An 18,976-nucleotide genomic window follows, 5' to 3' on the forward strand; every position below is an offset into this window, starting at 1 on the left:
CCCTGTGCGCCAGGGGAGTCCCATGCACATATCCGTCATCCTGCCTGCCAAGAACGAGGCCGAAGGCCTGCGTCGTACGCTGCCGAGCCTGCGCGCGCTGCTGCCCGAGGCGGAGATCATCGTCGTCGACGACGGCTCCATCGACGCCACGGCCTCGGTCGCCGCCGAACTGGGCGCCAAGGTGCTGTCCTCGCCGTACTCCATGGGCAACGGCGCCGCCATCAAGCGCGGCGCCCGCGCTGCCAGCGGCGACATCCTGGTTTTCATGGACGCCGACGGTCAGCACGATCCCGCCAGCATCCCGCGGCTGCTGGCGCGGCTGGAGCAGGGCTACGACATGGTGGTAGGCGCCCGGGACTGGAACGGTCAGGCGGGCGTGAGCCGGGGTGTGGCCAACGTCCTCTACAACTGGCTGGCCAGCCGAATGACCGGCTTTCACGTGAGAGACCTCACCTCCGGCTTCCGAGTAGTGCGGGCGGATAGGTTCCGCGAATTTCTGCACCTGTTGCCCAATGGCTTCTCTTATCCCACCACTAGCACCATGGCGTTCTTCCGCAGCGCATATCCAGTAACCTACGAATCCATCCCCGTGGCGCGGCGCGTCGGCCGCAGCCACATCCGCCCGATCCGTGATGGCATCCGCTTCCTGTTGATCATCTTCAAGATCGCTACGTTGTACTCGCCGCTCAAGCTATTTGCGCCCGCGGCGATGGCGTTCTTCCTGGTTGGACTCGGATACTATGGATTCACTTACATCACCATGCATCGCTTCACCAACATGAGCATGTTGCTGTTCAGCGCAGCGGTAATCATCTTCCTGATCGGTCTGATCTCAGAGCAGATCACCAGCTTGACATACCGGCGCGATGCCTGAACCCGGTCAGCCACGGCCGCGGATCCTGCTGATAACGCGCAATTTGCCCCCACTGCGAGGAGGCATGGAGCGCCTGAACCAGCAGATGGCTTTCGCGCTCGAACGCAGCGCAGAGTTGGTGGTTATTGGGCCTGCAGGCTGTCGCGCCCACCTTCCGGCGGGGAGCGCCGTGCATGAGGTTCCCATCGCGTCGCTGTCCGTTTTCCTGTTTCAGTCGATGGCCCTGGCACGAAAACTCGCCAAGGGCCACTTCGATCTCATCATCGCCGGTAGCGGATTGACCGTGCCGGCGGCGGTATTGGCAGCGCGGAGGACGCGGGCAAAATCCATGGCTTATTTACATGGATTGGATATCGTTGCCACGCATCTCGCCTATCGCGCGCTGTGGTTGCCGGCCCTGCGGAGGCTTGATGGCGCACTGGCCAATAGCGCCAACACCGCCGATCTCGCTATCCGTGAGGGCTTAGCGCACGGTAATGTGGCGGTGGTACATCCCGGGACGACCCTTCCAGATCGCGAGGTGATCGATGCTGGGGATTTTCGGGCGCGCTTCGGTTTGGGAGATAGTCCAATCATATTAAGCGTCGGCCGCTTGACCGAACGAAAGGGCCTCGCGGAGTTTGTGGAGCAGGCCTTGCCGGCAATCGTGGCCAAGCATCCGCAGGTGCGCCTTGTTCTGGTCGGCGACAATGCTCCCGACGCGCTGCGCAAGCATGCGATCGATCCAGGCGCGTCTCTTGCGAAGGCCGCCGCCGCTCATGGTCTGTCGCACCACGTGGTGCGCCTCGGGCCGTGCGACGAAGTAACCCTGGGGCAGGCATACGCTGCAGCTGATGTGCACGTGTTCCCGGTTCGCCAGGTGGCCGGCGATGTCGAGGGCTTCGGCATGGTTGCGATCGAGGCTGCTGCGCATGGCTTGCCGACGGTGGCGTTCGCGGTAGGCGGAGTGCCCGATGCGGTCCGCGACGGCATCAGTGGCTACATGTTAGCTCCAGGCGACTACACAGGATTCGCAGATCGTGTTTCCGGGATACTCGCGGAACGCGCAGGCACGCTGCTGCGCGATTCCGCGCACGATTTCGCGCTGAGCTTCTCTTGGGATCGATTCAGCGAGCGTCTGCATGAATGCTTGCAGATGACCGCGTACGGTCGACGATTCGATCCTGTCGGCCATCGCGGACATGCCGTGCTCGACCTGGAGAGCAGGAGCGCGAAGGCTCGGAAGATCGAGCGACTTCTCGAATTGCGGTCACGTGAGCGCCGGTTGCGGTTGCTGGAGATCGGCACCGGTTCGGGGGGGGTAGCACACTACTTCGGAAGCCATCCGAGGATCGACTTTGACGTGGATGCTGTCGATGTAACCGACACGCGGCAGGTGCATGGTGGCTATCGCTTCACCAAGACCTCCGGAACGCAATTGCCGTTCGCCGATGCGGTGTTCGATGTGGTGATCACGAACCATGTCATCGAACATGTTGGCGATGCCGCGGCACAGCGGCATCATCTCGAAGAAGTCAAACGCGTGCTTGCGCCGTCCGGGCGGGCTTACCTGGCGGTACCCAATCGCTGGATGTTGATCGAGCCGCACTACAGGCTGGCATTCCTGAGCTGGCTACCTGAGTCCTGGCGGACGTCTTACTTGCGTTGGCGGCAGCGTGGAACCGAGTACGATTGCCGCCCCCTGACGACGGCGCAGGCGGAAGCGTTGCTGGAGGACGTGGGCTTTGAATACGAACAAATGCACGGCAGCGCTCTTCGGCTGACCTACGAGTTGGAGCGACCACAAGCGCTGGTGTACCGGGTGGTCTTCAGGCGCATTCCAGATCGGGTGTTTCATCTGGCACGGCGTGCGTTTCCGACGCTGATCTACGTACTGAGCGCTTCGGATCCGGACCGAAGTGCACGCGCTGTACCTGCCAAGTAGCTGATGCCGGTGATTGCCCTGACATAGGTGCGCTTGACGCCATAGGGGATCAGCCTGCTTCCGAGGAACGCATCTCCCAACCGCGCGAGAGCATCGCAGAACGTGTCAGCCAGCATCGCAGGCAGGCGCAGCCAGGAGCGCTGGCGCACATCGAGTGATGCATAGCCGAGCGCGCGGTAGGCCTCCGGATGTGCACCTGCGAACCTGGTCGATGAGTGCTCGCCGGCTTCCAGCATCTTCTTGCTCACTGTCCGCAGGCTGAGCGCATCCACGTGCCGCACGGCGCCGCCGTATGTCCATGCGATCTGGCCGAGCGCCGACAGTCGTATCTGCAGATCTCGATCCTCGAAGCCGTACGCGCGATACAGCGAATCGAATCCGCCGCACTTGTTGAATGCCCATCGCGCGACCATCATGTTCTGGCTGGACCCGCTGTAGTCGATGCCCGCAGCATGCTGGCGTGCCCGTCGCTCCGAGGCATCGGACTGGTAGCGGTGCCAAAATCCACGGCCATCGCCTTGTACCGGGCCAATGCTCGCCACGACGCCATCGGTCCACCTTCTAAGGTGCTGCACGATCAGATCGCCGCCTGCAGGCAAGCAGTCGCAATCAACGAACAGAATGACGTCGCCGTTAGCCTTGGCTGCGGCATGGTTTCTGGCGGCGGCACGGCCGTGATTCTTGCTTAGCTTGCACATGGTTGCCAGTGCACCCACTGCAGCCTCGACGCGATCAGAAGAATCGTCGCCTGATCCGTCGTCGATGACGATAATTTCGGTCTCGACGTTCTGCGGGCCCCGCTGGTTCCGCAACGCATTTACCAGTGCGATTGCGCTGGTGGCGTTTTGGTACATTGGAATGACCACGCTGACCTTACGAATGTGCATGACGATCTGCTTTAGCGGCGCTCAGCCGATCCGCCGAAGTAGAGATACGCGATTTCAGCGATGGATGCTGCCTTGATGGCAGCCGCGGCTGTGACTACCCTCATGCGGTCGACCAGAGAGATTTTTTCCCGGCGCATTGCAGCAAGAAGCGACAACGCCGGTTTGCGACGATGTCGTAGCTGGGACGGATCAACCCAATGGGCGCCAATTCTTCGCAAGTGCATGCGTCCGGCGGCAACGCGGCGGGCTTGCCGGATTGCCGATGCAAGCGACGTGCGAGGAGGCGTGGTAACGATGGAGTCTTTTGCGAATCCTATGTCAAAGCCCTTCGCTTTGGCCCTGGCGCTCCATTCTAGATCGCCGCCGGATAGCAGCCGTTCGTCGAAGTTTCCGATGCGAAGGAACTGCTTTCTGGTGCAGAACAGATTTGCGGTGACGGAAAAACCGCGTTGATGGATGTTCTCCTGCTGCTGGAATCCCATTAGATACTGGTACAGCCCCGTGCCTGTGCGAGGGTTTGGTTCACTTACCAGGACATCGCCCCCAATGATGCTCTTGGGGGCGCAGGCATGAAGGGCCTTGACTCCATTGGAGAGCCAGTCGGACATGGGGACACAATCGGCGTCTGTGAACACAATGATATCCCCGTCAGACATGGCTACGCCGACATTGCGAGCGGCATAGGAACCTGGAGTTGTGCAGCGCTTCAGAAGGAAGGTGAATGGGTACGTGTTTGTAATGTGAACAGGGTGGGTTGACTCATTGTCGACCAAGACAGCCTGGATGAGGTGCATCGGATAGGACTGTGTGGAGATGGCATCCAGGCAGCGCATGGCACCTGCCGCGTCGTTGAAAACGGGGATGATTACGCTAATCTTAGCGGGCTTGGACATAGACGGGAATTATCGGTGAGGAACCAGGAGCCTCAAGAGAGGCTCGCTCAGTTCAATCATGGCTGAAAGCCAACTTCGGTTCAGTAGCCAGCTCAAGCCCAGGTAAGAGAAGCTGGAAAACGTAAGCCCGATGCAGAGTTGGAGCCATGGATTCAAGAAGAGCAAGGATGCGCCGTATCCAAGAAAGAGCGCTCCTAGGCTTGCAAGTAGCGGCGCGGATAACTGTGCCCAATACTCGCGGAAGCTCGCGAGGCATGCGGGCCGTACAAGATAATGGAATGCTGGATAGAAGATAAGCGCCTGTGTGACGAGCATCGCCCATGCAAGTCCGCGCGTTCCGTCAATCCAAGCGCCTAAAGCGAGCGGAATCGGCATGGCCACGAACAGGATCAAGTTCCACCAGAATGCGCGGCGTACGTGCCCAGCGGCGTAAAGTAGGCTGCCAACGGGGTTGCCTGTTGAACGTATCAGCCCCCAGATGGCGAATAGGCGCATATAGAATGCAGCTCCTCGCCATTGGTCGCCCAACAGGATTGCCACGACCTCTTCGCTCCAGATGGCGATGGCCATATAGATCGGGAAATTGACTGAAGCGGTCATGCGCAAAGCTTGGAGATAGACGGACTTTAGTGCGGTCTTGTCGGATTGTACCTTCGCCATTACGGGCAAACCGACGCGGGTCACTATCGGGTTGACGAAGGTATTGGCCAGCCGCAGATTCCAGTCGCGGGACAGGGCATACATGCCCATTGCCGTTGCACTGGAAAATAGGCCGCCGATGAATATGTCCGTTTGCATTCGCAACGCATTAAAAAGGCTGTCGCCAAGACGGTATCCACCGTAGCGCAGGTAGTTGTTGACCTCGGAAATTCTGAACTGGAACCCCGGACGCAGGCCGTGCGAAAGTAGTAGCCATGCCAGTCCACTAGCCAGGCCGGCCGTAACCAAGGCACTTGCAACCAACGCATATACGCCCCCATTAAGCAATGCAACGACAATCGCGGCAAGAAATCCAACTAAAGCTGCTGCTGTTTCGATGAGCGCCAGTTTGGAAAAGCGCATTTCCTTCTCGGCCATCACTCGAAACTGCAGCCCCAGCGCACTCAATGGCAGAGCTAGGCTCATCGTCAGCAGCACGGGAAACAGTGATGGTTCGGTATATGCCTGGGCCAGAGGCCAAGCTATGGCGATTAGCACCAATGCCAGTGCGCCAGCGGCGCCGAGATTAAGCCAGTACAACGTGGACAGAGTGGATGCAGGCGGACGTGGAAAGTGGATCAGGGCGCTGGATAGGCCAAGATCGACGAAGATGGCAATGACCGCATAAGCCGCCGCCGCGATTGCCATCATTCCAAAATCGGCAGGCAATAGCAGCCTTGCCAAGACCATGATTTGTGCGACCTGCAGCAAGACGCGGATCAGCAACGATATGGTGATCCAGCGGCTCGCGGAAAACGTGGCTTTTCGCAAGCTCATGGTTTGACGGCAGTGACGAAATAGCCGGCTGTCTCACGCTCCTCCGGCCAATAGCGATCGGCAAGCAGAGCGAGGTGTTGGTTCACCCACCAGAAAGGGATCAACCCCGCGCGAATCAGCGCCCGGGCAGGACTTGACCCGCGAATAAGGCGGGTTGTCTGATAGTTGAGTTTGAGGATCCACATTGACCAGAAGCCGGTCGTCGGTGCCACAGATACGTCGGAAAATCCGGCGTGCTCCAACATGTAATGGAGTCCGTATCGTGTGTATCGATAATAGTCCCAGGGTGCCTCATGCAGCCACCATTGGAAAGGTACGGAGAGTGTCAGTTGTCCGCCATGACGAAGAATGCGAAATGCCTCAGCCAGCATGATGCGAGGCTCCGCTAAATGTTCCATCACCTCGAAGCTGACGATGTGATCAGCGGCTTCATTGGCAAAGGGTAGTGGCGCGTTCAAGTTTGAAATGATGTCCGCACGCATGCCGTGCAGCGTATCGCTCCAGTCGATGCCGACATAGTCTGTGGCGTGGCGCAATATGTCTGTTTCAAAAGGGCGTAGACCACAACCAAAATCAAGGACATTGCCATACAAATCTGGAAGTCTTTCCCTGACCTTGTCATTTACTGCCTTCTTTATTAGCCAATTATGGCTTATCCTGGTCTCGGCGTACATTTATGATTCTGTCCCGCCAGTGTTCAGCTTTCCGTAGATGAAAAAGTCGCTGAAGGACGTCGATTGGTAGTCCCCAGTGTATGGGAACGCATTCTTAATTCTGTCCACGAGCGCCCAGTTCGAGGGGATTTCTCGATCGATCCAGTCCGTGAAGCGCCTGTGGCGAACATGGTTGGAAACCGGTTCAATCGGCTCGTCTTGGTTCGATGAATAAATGATGACGTGCCTGAGCGAAGCGTCGAACAGTCGACGCATATAGGCATCGAACACGGTATCTTCCGTCAAATGAAATACAACGTCTATCGAAATGGCGAGATCCGCCTTGCGGCCGTCATATTCCTGGGAAAGGAAGAATCTCTTGGAATCATCGTCGCCGAACAGTGCGCGGCAAGCCTCCACTGCGACGGGGCTGATGTCGTAGCCGGCGTATCTGGGATATTGTGCCAGGGTCAACTGATGGCCATCCCCGCAGCCGAATTCAATGACGGATGCAATGCTGTTATCCGTAACGAACCTGTTGAGAACGCCGGCCTTGAACTTGGCCAGCTCGCCATATGAGCCGGGCCCGGAATTTCCGCCTGACTGGTAACGTTCGTTCCAATAGTTGCTGGAGGAGAATTCCCTGCGTGGAAATAGCTTCACATTGATCAAGGAAATCAGAGATTTCATGCTGGAATCATCCCGGTGGAAACTTCTTCGTAAATGACTTCGAGTTTTCCGGATCTGGCCCGTATATCGAACATCTCATTGGCGAAATTCGTGGCTGCGAATGATGCGCGCTTGGCCGCGCCATCATCCTGCAGCAACCTGCGCAAGCCGGCAACAAGCTCATCCAGCATGCCTTCGTTGAATGCGTAGCCAGTTTCCCCGTCAAGCAGTCCCTCGTCCGCCCCCCCCTGTGCCGAGCTGATCGCAGGTACGCCGCATGCCTGCGCTTCAAGTATCGCCAGACCGAATCCTTCTGCGTCGCCATTTTCAGCGGTCAAGCTGGGCAGGCAGAAAACCCTTGCCTCTTGCAGCTGCGCCAGTAGCTCATCCGAAGAGCATGCACCCAGAAACCGAACCGGCACGGCAAGTTCTGCGGCTAGCCGCTTGGCGGCTGCTAGCAAAGGACCGTCGCCTATCATGACAAGTTCTGCATCGAGCACTTCCTTGCGCACTGCTGCGAGAGCATGAATCATCAGCAGTGGCGCCTTCTTTTCCACCATTCGTCCTACGAACAGGATGCGCTTGCTCCGCTGATCCAGCGGCAATCCGCTCGGCTTGAAACGCTGTGTGTCCACGCCAATGTAAGCGACAGTGATTTTTTCCTCGGGAATTCCATATGCGACCGCGCGACTCCTGATGGCTTTGGAGACCGCGATAAAATGTACAGCCGGATCGTGCGCCATCCGCAGCAGTCGCTTTGGATAGGCGCGCCTTCGTGGACCGCCGTGTCCCGCTTCCCACCACTCGCGATGGATGCTGATATCGTAGCCGTGCAGTGTCACCAGCATTGGCCGGCCCGCCGCTTTCACGCTGGGCCAGATGTCGGTGGCATCGGTGCCGAAGTGAGCATGCACAAGGTCGACCTTCAGCTGTTTCAGCAACCTGACCAAGCCGGGCAGCGGCCGGTCCAGCAGCAGTCGAAGAAGAAGGAGTGCGCGGCGGTTTGCGCCCGGTACGATTTCACGTCGGACTTCTGGAGTTTGCAGCCCGCCGTTTACTTCGTGGAGGCCGACCAGAACGGGAGTCCATTTGCTTAGCGTTCGTGCCTGGTCGTGAATGAACGTCTCCGAGATCGGTAGCAATTTACTGCGGAAGATGACGACCTTCTTCATGGCTGAGCACTGATGACGGCGTCGGAAGATGCGAAGTGGATGTGGTACTCGGAGACAGTCGAGCGCAGTGGCTGCTTTGTTTCCATTAGTGTGGCGTCCTCCGAACGTGTCAGGGTTCGGTGCGTGGGCTCTCGCAGTCTGGCTGGTCCAGTGCTCAGTCTCGCACCTTCTTTGCGCTGTGGCGCGATCTCGCCAGCGTTGCCAAGCCGCTCACATCTTGTTTGAAGATGCTGGGGGCCACTAGTCTATTCTGGCCCGGTCGAGTGATCGATTGGTTCTTCCGCGATGTCGGTGAGCATGTTCAACTCATGCGCGCGCTTGAGAGCAACCCGGGCCTGCCGCAGATGGCCTTCTCGGCGCAAGACATCCACCATCTGTCGCGCATAGTCGGGATGTTCTTGGCTGCGTTCCATCGCCAGCTTGAAGACCTGGTCTGCCAGGGCCTCGTCGCCCACTTTCGTCAGCACGTAGTCGCCGAACTGCGCGTAGCTGTAAGGCGGCAGGCTGGTCCGCTCGAACAGCGCGATGAAGGCGTCGATCAGATGGTCATCGTTCAGCGGTACGCCCTTGTATCGGTTCTGCAGCAGGCCGAACAGCGCGCCGGTGGTTTCCGGGCTCAGCGTGCCGCGCTTCACCTTGTCCACCAGCCGCAGCCACCACTCCTCCTTTACCGGGCGTCCCGCCTGTGCGGCGGTCAGGATCAGACCCTGGTCGCTGACGATCGAAGCGCCCGGCAGCCGCGATCCGCGCTCGAACTCGCGCATGGCGAAGTCGTTGAAGGGAGAGTTCGGATAGCCGTCCGTCATTTCCAGGTACACCGCGGCCAGGTCCGCGCTGGCGCGGGCGGACTGGGGGTTCCGGGCCGCCAGGTCGGTGGCCAGCAGGAACGGATTGCCCCAGGTGCTGGAGCGGATGATCGCCAGGAAGCCGAAGCCAGCAATGATGGCGGCGACGGCCACGTATTTCAGCCCCGGTCCGTCCTGCAGGGGGATCCGGCGTACTCCGTCGGCCACGGCCAGCAGCACGCCGAGCAGGGCAAAGTAGTTGCGGTGCTCAAACACGAGTTCCAGCGCCACCACGTTGCTGGTCAGCGCATGGGCGGCGAAGAACCACAGCACGCCCAGCGCGAACAACGGCGCGCGCCGGCGGAGGGTGAACGAGGCCGTCAGCAGTGCCAGCAGCAGCAGCCCGCCGAACAGGGTGCTGGCCGGGTCCAGCAGGCCGCGCGAGGGGGCCAGGTGGTCGTAGTAGAACGGCATGCTGCCCGGCAGCGGCAGCAAAATCTGGCCGAGGTAGAGTGGCAGCACCCGCAATTGCGTGAGCAGGCGCTCGGCGGTGCCGAAGTCGCGGGTCAGATAGCCATCCGACCAATAGTGAGGAACCACCACGAACAGGAATGTCGCGGTGGCGACCGCGACCGCGGCTCCGTATCCGATGCGCCAGACGCGCGCGGTGCGGCGGTCCGCGGCGGCAAACCCCAAGATCGTCAGTTCCAGCGCCAGTGCATAAGCCGGAAACAGCACGGCCGATTCCTTGGCTGCCATGCCCAAGCCTACCAGCGGCAGGCAGGCTAACAGCCAAGGCCACGCCCGTCGCCCCCGCTGCTGCAGGCTGCGCCCGCGCAGGTAGGCGAGCAGGGCCAACAGCACGAAAGTCAGGGACAGCGTCTCCATGCGCTGCACCACGTACAGCACAGTGGACGCCTGCAGGGGGTGAATGGCCCACAGCAACGCAATGGCCCCGCTTGCTGGAAGCGCCCAGGCCTGGCCTCCGACCGCCGGAAGTGACAGTACATGCCGTATCAGCACGAAGATCAGCAGCGTATTGGCCAAATGGACTAGTAGGCCGATCAGCTTGTATCTCCAAGGGTCCAGCCCGTCGAAGACGTGGTCGACAGCGAAGCTGGCCATCGCGATCGGTCGGCTGCCCAGTGTGCCGCCGGGTTCGAACGACCGGGCCGCACGGGCCAGGGATTCGGCGTTAAGGGCCGTGGCGTGCACGCGTTCGTTGTCGACTATGGTGGAGACGTCGTCGAAGATGAAGCCCCCGGACAGGCCGGGCCAGTATACGGCCGCTGCGACGAGCAGCATGAGGGCAACCCATAGTGGGGTTAGGTGGATCAGCTTCATTGCATGTCCATTTTCTGGAAGCGCCGGGATTGTGGCGCACTGGCCACTTCCGTGGTCAAGGCAGCAACTCGAGTTCTGCCAATGTGTACTGCATCAGTCGCAGTGGCTTGGTTTATAGACGCTCGACGTGTCGGGTGCGGTATTGCACGTCCATGATCCCGATGCCGTCCGTGTGATACGCAGTGCATCGCCGTTGACCGGCGGCGCGCCACGGACAATGCATTCGATGTAGCCGGTCGGGCCGGAGACAAGATTGATGCTGCTGCAGCGGGGCGTGCTGATGGCCAGCCCTATGTCGGTTGGGTCGAAGCTGGTGATGTTGTCAGCGACCAGCTTGGACTCGAACATACTACGTCCGCCGCTGATATCCGCCAGCGCGCTCGTGAGCTGGCTGCGGATAGTGTAATTCTGGTACGCCGGCAACGCGATCGCCGCCAGGATAGCGATGATCACGACCACGATCATCAGTTCGATCAAGGTGAATCCGTTTGGTTTGCGCATGACGGGCCTCCCCCTGCGTGGACCTGACGTGCTGGAATGCTCAACATAAAGAGCCCCGCCGAAGCGGGGCTCTTTATGCCTCGAGTCAGGGACGATCGTCCCTTCAAGCCTGAAGGTGCGATCGGTTACTCGCAGCCGCCCGGCGTATGATTTTCATGGAGATCGTCAGAGACGCTGCAGGGCCATTGACCGGAGCTATTGCGGGTCAGAGTGATCGTTTCGCCGACAACGTTCGGGTTACCCTTCAGCGTGCACACAATGCTCTGGCCTCTTGCTTCCGTCCACGACGGATCGGGAATCGAGATGGCACAGCGAGGTGTGGAGTCCGACAGGCCAATGGCTTCCAGGTCGGGAGTCCCCGAGCGTCCGGACTGGATGCCTTCTTCGTATGCAGTCACGCCGCCACGGATATCGGCCAGACCAGCAGTGGCCTGCGACTTGGCAACGTAGTTCTGGTAGGCCGGCAGCGCGATGGCCGCCAGGATGGCGATGATCGCGACGACGATCATCAGTTCGATCAGGGTAAAGCCTTGCTGCTTCTTCATGGTGTATCCCCTAGGAGTGGTTGACTTCACGTGCCGCGTGGTCGGCTGGCGCCGGGTCCGTGGGCAGCCGTGCGACGCCGCACGTGCAGCAAGAGTGTACGCATGATGCGTGCCAAGGCGGACATTGTGGGGGCGGTCATGGGGGCGATTTCGGCGCAGTCACAAAAGCACCTGTTGGCAGCGAATGGCCCGTGACCATTTGTGTCACTTCATTGCGGGAGGTGACACTTTGTGGAGCTGGGGCCGACCCTATATTGGGATAAAGCGTGACAGATTTGGCGGTGGTCGGTTGGTGCGGGTGCCGGGGTGCATGAAGTGTCGGGTACGCCGGTGTTGGGGCCGATGGGAGCGTTTGAGTGTGCGGGTATCGCGCGCATGGCGCGCTCCGACGAAGGGTGGTCAGCTTGTAGCGCAGCGTACGGAGACTGATGCTCAGGGCGGTCGCTAGGCATCAGCGCAGGGCGCGAATGGCGGCTTCGGGCTCGCGCTCGATCACGCGCAGGAGGGCCTTGGCCGGGCCGGTCGGTTCGCGCCGGCCCTGCTCCCAGTTGCGCAGGGTGCCGACTTCGACGGCGATCAGGCGGGCGAACTTGACCTGCGAGAGATTGGTTGCGGCACGAATGCGCTTCACGTCGGTGGAATCGACGTGGAATTCGCGGCTGGGCGCACGCTCGCCGCGGGCGATTTCGCCCATTTCGGTCATGCTTTCGACCAGTTCGGCAAACAGCTTCTTGTCCATTGCTACCACCTTTCGTTAAGGACGCGGAGTACGCGCTTTTCGTCTTCGCTGAGGTCGTCCTTGACGTTTTTCGGGTAGATCAGCAGCAGGCGGATCTGGTGCGCCGCCGCGACATGGAAATAGATCACCCTCGCACCGCCGCGCTTTCCCTTGCCCTTGGCCGCGATGCGGATCTTGCGCAGGCCGCCGGTGCCTTGGATGACTTCGCCTGCGGTTGGGTTCTCGGCGAGTTCGCGCTGAAACCGGTTGTATTCATCGTCGGTGAGCAATGCCTCGACTTGACGCGTGAACACAGAGGTCTCGATGAAGATCATGGGAGCGAATGTACGCCATTGGCGCACATGCGTCAATGGCGTATATCGGGGCGGAGCATGTAGCCACGCGAAGGCTTGCCGGGACGTTTGTCGGGCCGATCGGGTTGTGGTGGTGGGTGGGAACCCAGGTTTCGGGAGTATCGCGCCCCTGCGGTGCGCTCCTACGAGGGAGCGGCCGGGTGTTATTCGATGCCCAGCTTCTTCAGCTTGTACCGCAGCGCCCGGAAGGTGATGCCCAGCGCGCTGGCGGTCTTGGTCTTGTTGTAGCGGTTCTCCTGCAGCGCCTGCTGGATGGCGGCGCGCTCGATCTCCTCGATGTACGAGGGCAGGGCGCTGGAGGCGGTGTCGTAGGGGCTCATGGTGCGCGGGTCCGCGGGCGGCTTGGGCGCGCTGTGGGTGCCCGCACCCCGGGGGAGCTGCAGGTCGTCGGCCTCGATGTTGTCGCCCTCGGCCATCGCCAGCGCGCGCTCGAGGATGTTCTCCAGTTCGCGCACGTTGCCGGGGAAGGCGTAGGCCTCCAGCGTGTCCAGGGCCTCGGCGGTCAGTTCCGGCGGCGGCCGGTGCATGGCCTGGGCCAGGCGCTTGAGGATCGCGGTGGAGAGCAGCGGCAGGTCGCCGGTGCGCTCGCGCAGCGGCGGCACGTGCAGGCCGATCACGTTGATGCGGTAGTAGAGGTCGTGGCGGAAGCTGCCCAGGTCGACCTGCTGCGCCAGGTCCTTGTGGGTGGCCGAGAGGATGCGCACGTCGACGGCCACCTCGGCCGAGGCGCCCACCGGGCGCACGGTCTTCTCCTGGATGGCGCGCAGCAGCTTGACCTGCATCGGCAGCGGCAGTTCGGCCACCTCGTCCAGGAACAGGGTGCCGCCGTCGGCGGCCTGGAACAGGCCCGGCTTGTCGGCGTGGGCGCCGGTGAAGCTGCCCTTCTTGTGGCCGAAGAACTCGCTTTCCATCAGCTCCGCGGGGATGGCGCCGCAGTTGACCGGCACGAACGGCCCGGCAGCGCGCGAACCCTGGGCGTGGATGGTGCGGGCCACCAGTTCCTTGCCGGTGCCGGACTCGCCGCTGATGTGCACCGGTGCCTGGCTGCGCGCGACCTTGGCGATGGTGCGGCGCAGGCCGACCATGGCCTCGGACTCGCCGAACAGGCGGCCGGCGTCGTCGGGCTGGGCGCGGCCGCGCTCGTTGAGCTCCAGCGCCTGCTTGACCAGGCCGCGCAGCATGTGGATGTCGACCGGCTTGCTGACGAAGTCGAAGGCGCCGGCCTTGAGCGCCTCCACCGCGGCCTCGACGTTGCCGTAGGCGGTGATCACGGCGACCGGGGTGTTGGGGAAGCGGGTGGAGATCTCGCTCACCAGCTCCAACCCGGAGCCGTCGGGCAGGCGCATGTCGGTCAGGCACAGGTCGTAGGCGACGGTGCCGAGCATCTGCCGGGCGGCGTTGAGGTTGGCGGCGGTGTCGGTGCGCAGGCCCATTCGGCCCAGGGTCAGCACCAGCAATTCCCGGATGTCGTGCTCGTCGTCGACGATCAGGACGCTGCGATTGTCGCTCATGGGCGGACTCTTGCGGACTGCGGTTATTGTGCCTCAGAGCACGGGTTTGGTGGCGGAAAACGGCCAAATCGGACGTTTTAGGGCAGGGGCGGTGGGGCGGATTAGGGGGCGGGGGATCGGGTCTCTGCTTGGAGGTCGGGATCGGCATCGCGCGCGGGGCGGCCCGAAGAGCTTGGGGGAAGCCGGGTTCGGCTCTGGCGGAGTGGCGGCGGCATGGCGCCGCGGAAGCCGCGACTCCGCCGGGCGGCCGGTCGCGACTTCCGTCGCTCCCACAAGGACTGGGAATGCTCCCGGGCGCATACCGGCTTGTTGCCGTGGCGGTGCGCTGCGTGGCCGGCTTGGTGCGCTGTTGCGGGCGGCTCAGGTGGAGAGCAGGGGGTTGCGGCCGGACAGGACGATGCGGAAGCAGGCGCCGCCGCCAGGGACCGGCACGTAGTCGAGGCTGGCGCCGTTGGCGCGGCACAGCTCGCGGGCGATGTACAGGCCCAGGCCGGTGCCGTGTTCGGAGGTGGTGAAGAAGGGGCGCCCGAGCTGCGGCGCCACGGCGTCGGGAACGCCCGGCCCGCGGTCGCTGACCTCGATCGCCGGCCGTCCGTCGCGTTGCTCCACCGCCAGGGTGATCCGCGCCGACTCGCCCGGCATGCGGCCGTAGTTGATCGCGTTCTGCACCAGGATCGTCAGCACCTGGTGCAGGTGCTTGCGGTCGAACAGGCCCGGCAGCGGCCGCTCGCGCCCGCCGCTGCGCAGGGCGCCGTTCTCGTCCGGCATGATCTGGCGGTACTCGTCGATGAAGCGGCGCACGAAGTCGACCAGGTCGAACTGCTCGGTGATGGCGCGTTCGCGCCGCGCCAGCCCCAGCACGCTCTCGACGATGCCGTTGGTGCGCTGGCACTGCTGGTGGATGATCTGCACCAGGCGGCGGTCGCTGTCGGGCAGGGCCTTGGACTCTTCCAGCAACTGCACCGAATAGCTGATCGCCGCCAGCGGGTTGCGGATCTCGTGCGCGAGGCTGGCCGAGAACCGGCCCATCGCCGACAGGGTCAGCGATTCGGCGCGGCGCGAGACCAGCGAGGCGTCGTCCAGGAACACCAGCACGGTGTTGCCTTCGGCCAGCAGGCGGGCGAAGCGCGGCTGGATCTCGAGTTGCTCGGCGCCGTACAGCAGTGGCGCGTCGTCGCTGTCGCCGCTGCGCAGCCAGTGCTCCAGGCGCGAGGCCAGTTCCGGCGACAGCTCCGACAGTGCATGGCCCTCGAGGCGTTCGGCGTGGCCGAACAGCTGCAGCGCAGCCTCGTTGGCCAGGCGGATGTGGCGGGTGCCGTCGACCATCAGCACCCCGGTGCGCATGCGGCGGATGATCAGCTCGTTGACGCCGGCCAGGCTCTCGGCCTCCTGGCCGCGGCGCTCGGCCAGCGCCTGGCTCTCGCGCAGGCGCCGGCCGAGCAGGTCGGTGAGGGTGACGATGGCGAAGAAGCTGACGGTGAACATCAGCACCTCCGCCAGCGGGCCCTGGACGCTGCTTTCGTCCAGGTACGACCAGACGTATTCGGCCAGCATCGCCAGCGCCGCGACCGCGGCGGTGAACAGCCCCAGCCGCAGCCGCAGGAACAGCGTGGCCGCGCCCAGGTTGACCAGCAGCATCAGCGCCACGCCGGGCCCGGCGGTGGGCAACGCGTGCACCGCCAGTGCCGCCACCGCGATGTCGATCAGGGCGCCGATCAGCGCCTGTTCCGACATGCTGGTGTGCGAGCGGCGGGCCCAATGGAACAGCGCCAGCGAGGCCGGCAGGTAGCCGATGCAGACCGCGCGGGCCAGCATCGCGTCGTGGGGCTCCCCGATCAGCGCCCCGGCCGGGCTGAACACCATCAGCGCCAGCAGGCTGGCCTCGAGGATGCGGTACAGCGCGAACAGGTGCAGCTCGCGGCGCAGGACGCGGTTGGTGTAGACGGGGCGGGTGGGGGTCGCGAACAAGCGGCGGACCGGCGGAAAAGGATATCGCCGAGTATAGGCTCCACAACGCCAGCGCCCGCCGGTACGCACCTGTGGGAGCGACGGAAGTCGCGACGCGTCGCCTTGACCACCGCCGCCGGTTCCATCGCGGGGCGCCTGTCGCGACTTCCGTCGCTCCCACAGGCGCCAGAAACCGCGAGCGGGGAGCCGGGGCCGCCTTCGGCCGCGACCAAGGTCGGTTTTGCCCGCGCTGGCCGCATGGGCGAGAATAGCGGGCCCGTCCGCGCCCTTCGCCGGCCTCCTGCCGCGATCGACCGTGCGCGGCGAGGCATTCCGGCCGCCCTCGGTCGCGCCGGTATGCTCACGACCCTCCCACGCATGGACCCCACATGAACTTCCACGAATATCAGGCGAAACAGCTCTTTGCCGGCTACGGCATCGCGGTACCCGCCGGGCGCGTCGCGCGCACCGCGGACGAGGCGGTCGACGTCGCCAAGGCGATCGGCGGCGACTTCTGGGTGGTCAAGGCGCAGATCCATGCCGGCGGCCGCGGCAAGGCCGGCGGCGTGAAGCTGTGCAAGACTCTCGACGCCGTGCGCGACGCCGCCAAGGCGATGCTCGGCACCAGGATGGAGACCTACCAGTCGGCCGGCGTGGCGCTGCCGGTGGACACGGTGCTGGTCACCCAGGCCACCGACATCGCCCAGGAGCTGTACCTGTCGGTGCTGGTCGACCGCGGTACCCGGGCGATCACCTTCATCGCCTCCAGCGAGGGCGGCGTGGAGATCGAGAAGACCGCCGAGGAGAACCCGGACGCGATCCAGACCCTCAACGTCAACTTCGTGCAGGGCCTGCAGCCGTACCAGTGCCGCGAGCTCGGCTTCGCGCTGGGCCTGACCGGCAAGCAGGTCAACCAGCTGACCAAGATCATGATGGGCCTGTTCAAGCTGTTCAACGAGAAGGACCTGTCGCTGGTCGAGCTGAACCCGCTGGCGATCCTGAAGTCCGGCGAGCTGGCGGTGCTCGACGGCAAGATGAACTCCGACGACAACGCCGCCTTCCGCCACGCCGACCTGGTGGCGATGCGCGACATCCGCCAGGAGGACGCGACCGAGGTCGCGGCCAGCCAGCACGACCTCAACTACGTGACCATGGACGGCAACATCGGCTGCATGGTCAACGGCGCCGGGCTGGCGATGGCGACCATGGACGTGATCAAGCTGGAAGGCGGCGAGCCGGCGAACTTTCTCGACGTCGGCGGCGGCGCCAACAAGGAACGCGTGACCGAGGCGTTCAAGCTGATCCTGAGCGATGCCGACGTCAAGGCGATCTTCGTCAACATCTTCGGCGGCATCGTCCGTTGCGACATGATCGCCGAGGGCATCATCGCCGCGGTCAAGGAGGTCGACGTCAAGGTGCCGGTGGTCGTGCGCCTGGAGGGGACCAACGTGGAGGCCGGCAAGGAGCTGCTGAAGAACTCCGGCCTGGCCATCACCCCGGCGGACGACATCAACGACGGCGCGAAGAAGGCGGTCCAAGCCGCCAAGGCCGCCTGATCGCGATGCGGGCCCCTGCGGGAGCGACGGAAGTCGCGACCGCGGGCCACGACACCTCCCGGGCCGCGACTTCCATCGCTCCCACAATGCCATCAAGGATTCCAGCTAAATGAGCGTTCTGGTCAACAAGAACACCAAGGTCATCGTGCAGGGCTTCACCGGCCAGCAGGGCACCTTCCACGCCGAGCAGATGCTCGACTACGGCACCAGGGTGGTCGGCGGCGTGACCCCGGGCAAGGGCGGCAGCGAGCACCTGGGCCTGCCCGTCTTCAACACCGTCGCCGAGGCCGTCACCGAGACCGGCGCCGACGCGTCGGTGATCTACGTGCCGCCGCCGTTCGCTGCCGACGCGATCCTCGAGGCCGCCGATGCCGGCATCAAGGTGATCGTCTGCATCACCGAGGGCATTCCGGTGCTCGACATGCTGCGGGTCAAGAACGTGCTCAACGGCTACGACGACGTCGTGCTGGTGGGGCCGAACTGCCCCGGCATCATCACCCCGGGCGAGTGCAAGATCGGCATCATGCCGGGACACATCCACCAGCCCGGCAAGGTCGCGATCGTCTCGCGCTCGGGCACGCTGACCTACGAGGCCGTGAAGCAGACCACCGACGCCGGCCTCGGCCAGTCCACGGTGATCGGCATCGGCGGCGACCCGATCAACGGCCTGAGCTTCATCGACTGCCTGAAGCTGTTCCAGGACGATCCGCAGACCGAGGGCATCATCCTGGTCGGCGAGATCGGCGGCAGCGCGGAGGAGGAGGCGGCCGAGTTCATCAGCGAGTACGTCACCAAGCCGGTGGTCGGCTTCATCGCCGGCGCCTCGGCGCCGAAGGGCAAGCGCATGGGCCACGCCGGCGCGATCGCCTCGGGCGGCGCGGGCACGGCCGAGGGCAAGTTCGCCGCGCTGGAGAAGGCCGGCGTGACCACGGTGAAATCCCCGGGCGACCTGGGCGCGGCGCTGGCGAAGCGACTGCAGGGCTGAAGTCGCATCCGCTGTACGACGCAGGTTCGAGGCCGCCTTCGGGCGGCCTCGTTCTTTTCGGAGACTGCGATCTGCCACTCTCGGCCCACGAAGGCCGGGATGGAAGAAGGCCGGATCCGGTGGATGCCGCGGCCCGCTCCTTCCCCCCGCTTGCGGAGGAAG

At 63.2% G+C, this 18,976-nt stretch carries 16 protein-coding genes and 2 pseudogenes; 4 read left to right on the plus strand and 14 right to left on the minus strand.

The window, feature by feature from the left end:
• The first annotated feature begins 22 nt into the window (after positions 1–22).
• Positions 23–874 (plus strand): glycosyltransferase family 2 protein, encoded by an 852-nt coding sequence (locus U3649_RS06850; protein WP_407354113.1) that lies wholly within the window; start codon positions 23–25, stop codon positions 872–874.
• 64 nt (positions 875–938) lie between these two features.
• Positions 939–2,798 (plus strand): glycosyltransferase, encoded by a 1,860-nt coding sequence (locus U3649_RS06855; RefSeq protein ID WP_407354114.1) that lies wholly within the window; start codon positions 939–941, stop codon positions 2,796–2,798.
• Here U3649_RS06855 and U3649_RS06860 read toward each other — a convergent pair.
• The 14 genes and pseudogenes from U3649_RS06860 to U3649_RS06925 all read right to left on the minus strand — a co-directional run bounded on the left by U3649_RS06860 (position 2,741) and on the right by U3649_RS06925 (position 16,294).
• Complete coding sequence (locus tag U3649_RS06860) at positions 2,741–3,685, minus strand: glycosyltransferase family 2 protein (protein ID WP_407354115.1); 945 nt, start codon at positions 3,683–3,685, stop codon at positions 2,741–2,743. The genes U3649_RS06855 and U3649_RS06860 overlap by 58 nt on opposite strands.
• Positions 3,686–3,696: 11 nt before the next feature.
• Positions 3,697–4,578 carry a glycosyltransferase gene (locus tag U3649_RS06865; protein ID WP_407354116.1) on the minus strand — a complete coding sequence of 294 codons (882 nt, stop codon included), beginning with the start codon at positions 4,576–4,578 and terminating at the stop codon, positions 3,697–3,699.
• A 9-nt stretch (positions 4,579–4,587) separates the two neighbouring features.
• On the minus strand, positions 4,588–6,054 hold the full coding sequence (locus U3649_RS06870) for an MOP flippase family protein (protein ID WP_407354117.1): 1,467 nt from the start codon (positions 6,052–6,054) through the stop codon (positions 4,588–4,590).
• The gene (locus U3649_RS06875; protein ID WP_407354118.1) at positions 6,051–6,728 is read right to left on the minus strand and encodes a methyltransferase domain-containing protein; all 678 of its coding nucleotides are present in this window, start codon (positions 6,726–6,728) and stop codon (positions 6,051–6,053) included. The genes U3649_RS06870 and U3649_RS06875 overlap by 4 nt, the downstream gene beginning before the upstream one ends.
• Positions 6,729–7,397, minus strand: coding sequence for a methyltransferase domain-containing protein (locus U3649_RS06880; protein WP_407354119.1), 669 nt, complete (start codon positions 7,395–7,397; stop codon positions 6,729–6,731).
• On the minus strand, positions 7,394–8,548 hold the full coding sequence (locus tag U3649_RS06885) for a glycosyltransferase (RefSeq protein WP_407354120.1): 1,155 nt from the start codon (positions 8,546–8,548) through the stop codon (positions 7,394–7,396). Before U3649_RS06885 ends, U3649_RS06880 begins: the two co-directional genes overlap by 4 nt.
• Positions 8,549–8,793: 245 nt before the next feature.
• Positions 8,794–10,677, minus strand: coding sequence for a tetratricopeptide repeat protein (locus U3649_RS06890; RefSeq protein ID WP_407354121.1), 1,884 nt, complete (start codon positions 10,675–10,677; stop codon positions 8,794–8,796).
• Positions 10,678–10,770: 93 nt separating this feature from the next.
• Positions 10,771–11,178, minus strand: coding sequence for a pilin (locus U3649_RS06895; protein WP_407354122.1), 408 nt, complete (start codon positions 11,176–11,178; stop codon positions 10,771–10,773).
• Between the two features lie 125 nt (positions 11,179–11,303).
• Complete coding sequence (locus U3649_RS06900) at positions 11,304–11,723, minus strand: pilin (RefSeq protein ID WP_407354123.1); 420 nt, start codon at positions 11,721–11,723, stop codon at positions 11,304–11,306.
• A gap of 451 nt (positions 11,724–12,174) precedes the next feature.
• Complete coding sequence (gene nadS, locus U3649_RS06905) at positions 12,175–12,462, minus strand: NadS family protein (RefSeq protein WP_407354124.1); 288 nt, start codon at positions 12,460–12,462, stop codon at positions 12,175–12,177.
• Positions 12,463–12,464: 2 nt separating this feature from the next.
• Positions 12,465–12,776, minus strand: a complete 312-nt coding sequence (locus U3649_RS06910) for a type II toxin-antitoxin system RelE/ParE family toxin (RefSeq protein WP_407354125.1) — start codon at positions 12,774–12,776, stop codon at positions 12,465–12,467.
• Between the two features lie 182 nt (positions 12,777–12,958).
• Positions 12,959–13,123: pseudogene (locus tag U3649_RS06915) on the minus strand (helix-turn-helix domain-containing protein); the annotation flags it as partial.
• 56 nt (positions 13,124–13,179) lie between these two features.
• Positions 13,180–14,326 (minus strand): annotated as a pseudogene (locus tag U3649_RS06920) (sigma-54-dependent transcriptional regulator); the annotation flags it as partial.
• Positions 14,327–14,686: 360 nt separating this feature from the next.
• Entirely contained in the window at positions 14,687–16,294 is a 1,608-nt protein-coding gene (locus U3649_RS06925) for a sensor histidine kinase (RefSeq protein WP_407354126.1), read from the minus strand.
• A gap of 368 nt (positions 16,295–16,662) precedes the next feature.
• Here U3649_RS06925 and sucC point away from each other — a divergent pair, with 368 nt between their 5' ends.
• Entirely contained in the window at positions 16,663–17,829 is a 1,167-nt protein-coding gene (gene sucC, locus U3649_RS06930) for an ADP-forming succinate--CoA ligase subunit beta (RefSeq protein ID WP_407354127.1), read from the plus strand.
• A gap of 109 nt (positions 17,830–17,938) precedes the next feature.
• On the plus strand, positions 17,939–18,814 hold the full coding sequence (sucD, locus tag U3649_RS06935) for a succinate--CoA ligase subunit alpha (protein ID WP_407354128.1): 876 nt from the start codon (positions 17,939–17,941) through the stop codon (positions 18,812–18,814).
• Positions 18,815–18,976: the final 162 nt, after the last annotated feature.

This window comes from Luteimonas sp. R10, assembly GCF_045689605.1.
Taxonomy (GTDB): Bacteria; Pseudomonadota; Gammaproteobacteria; order Xanthomonadales; family Xanthomonadaceae; genus Luteimonas.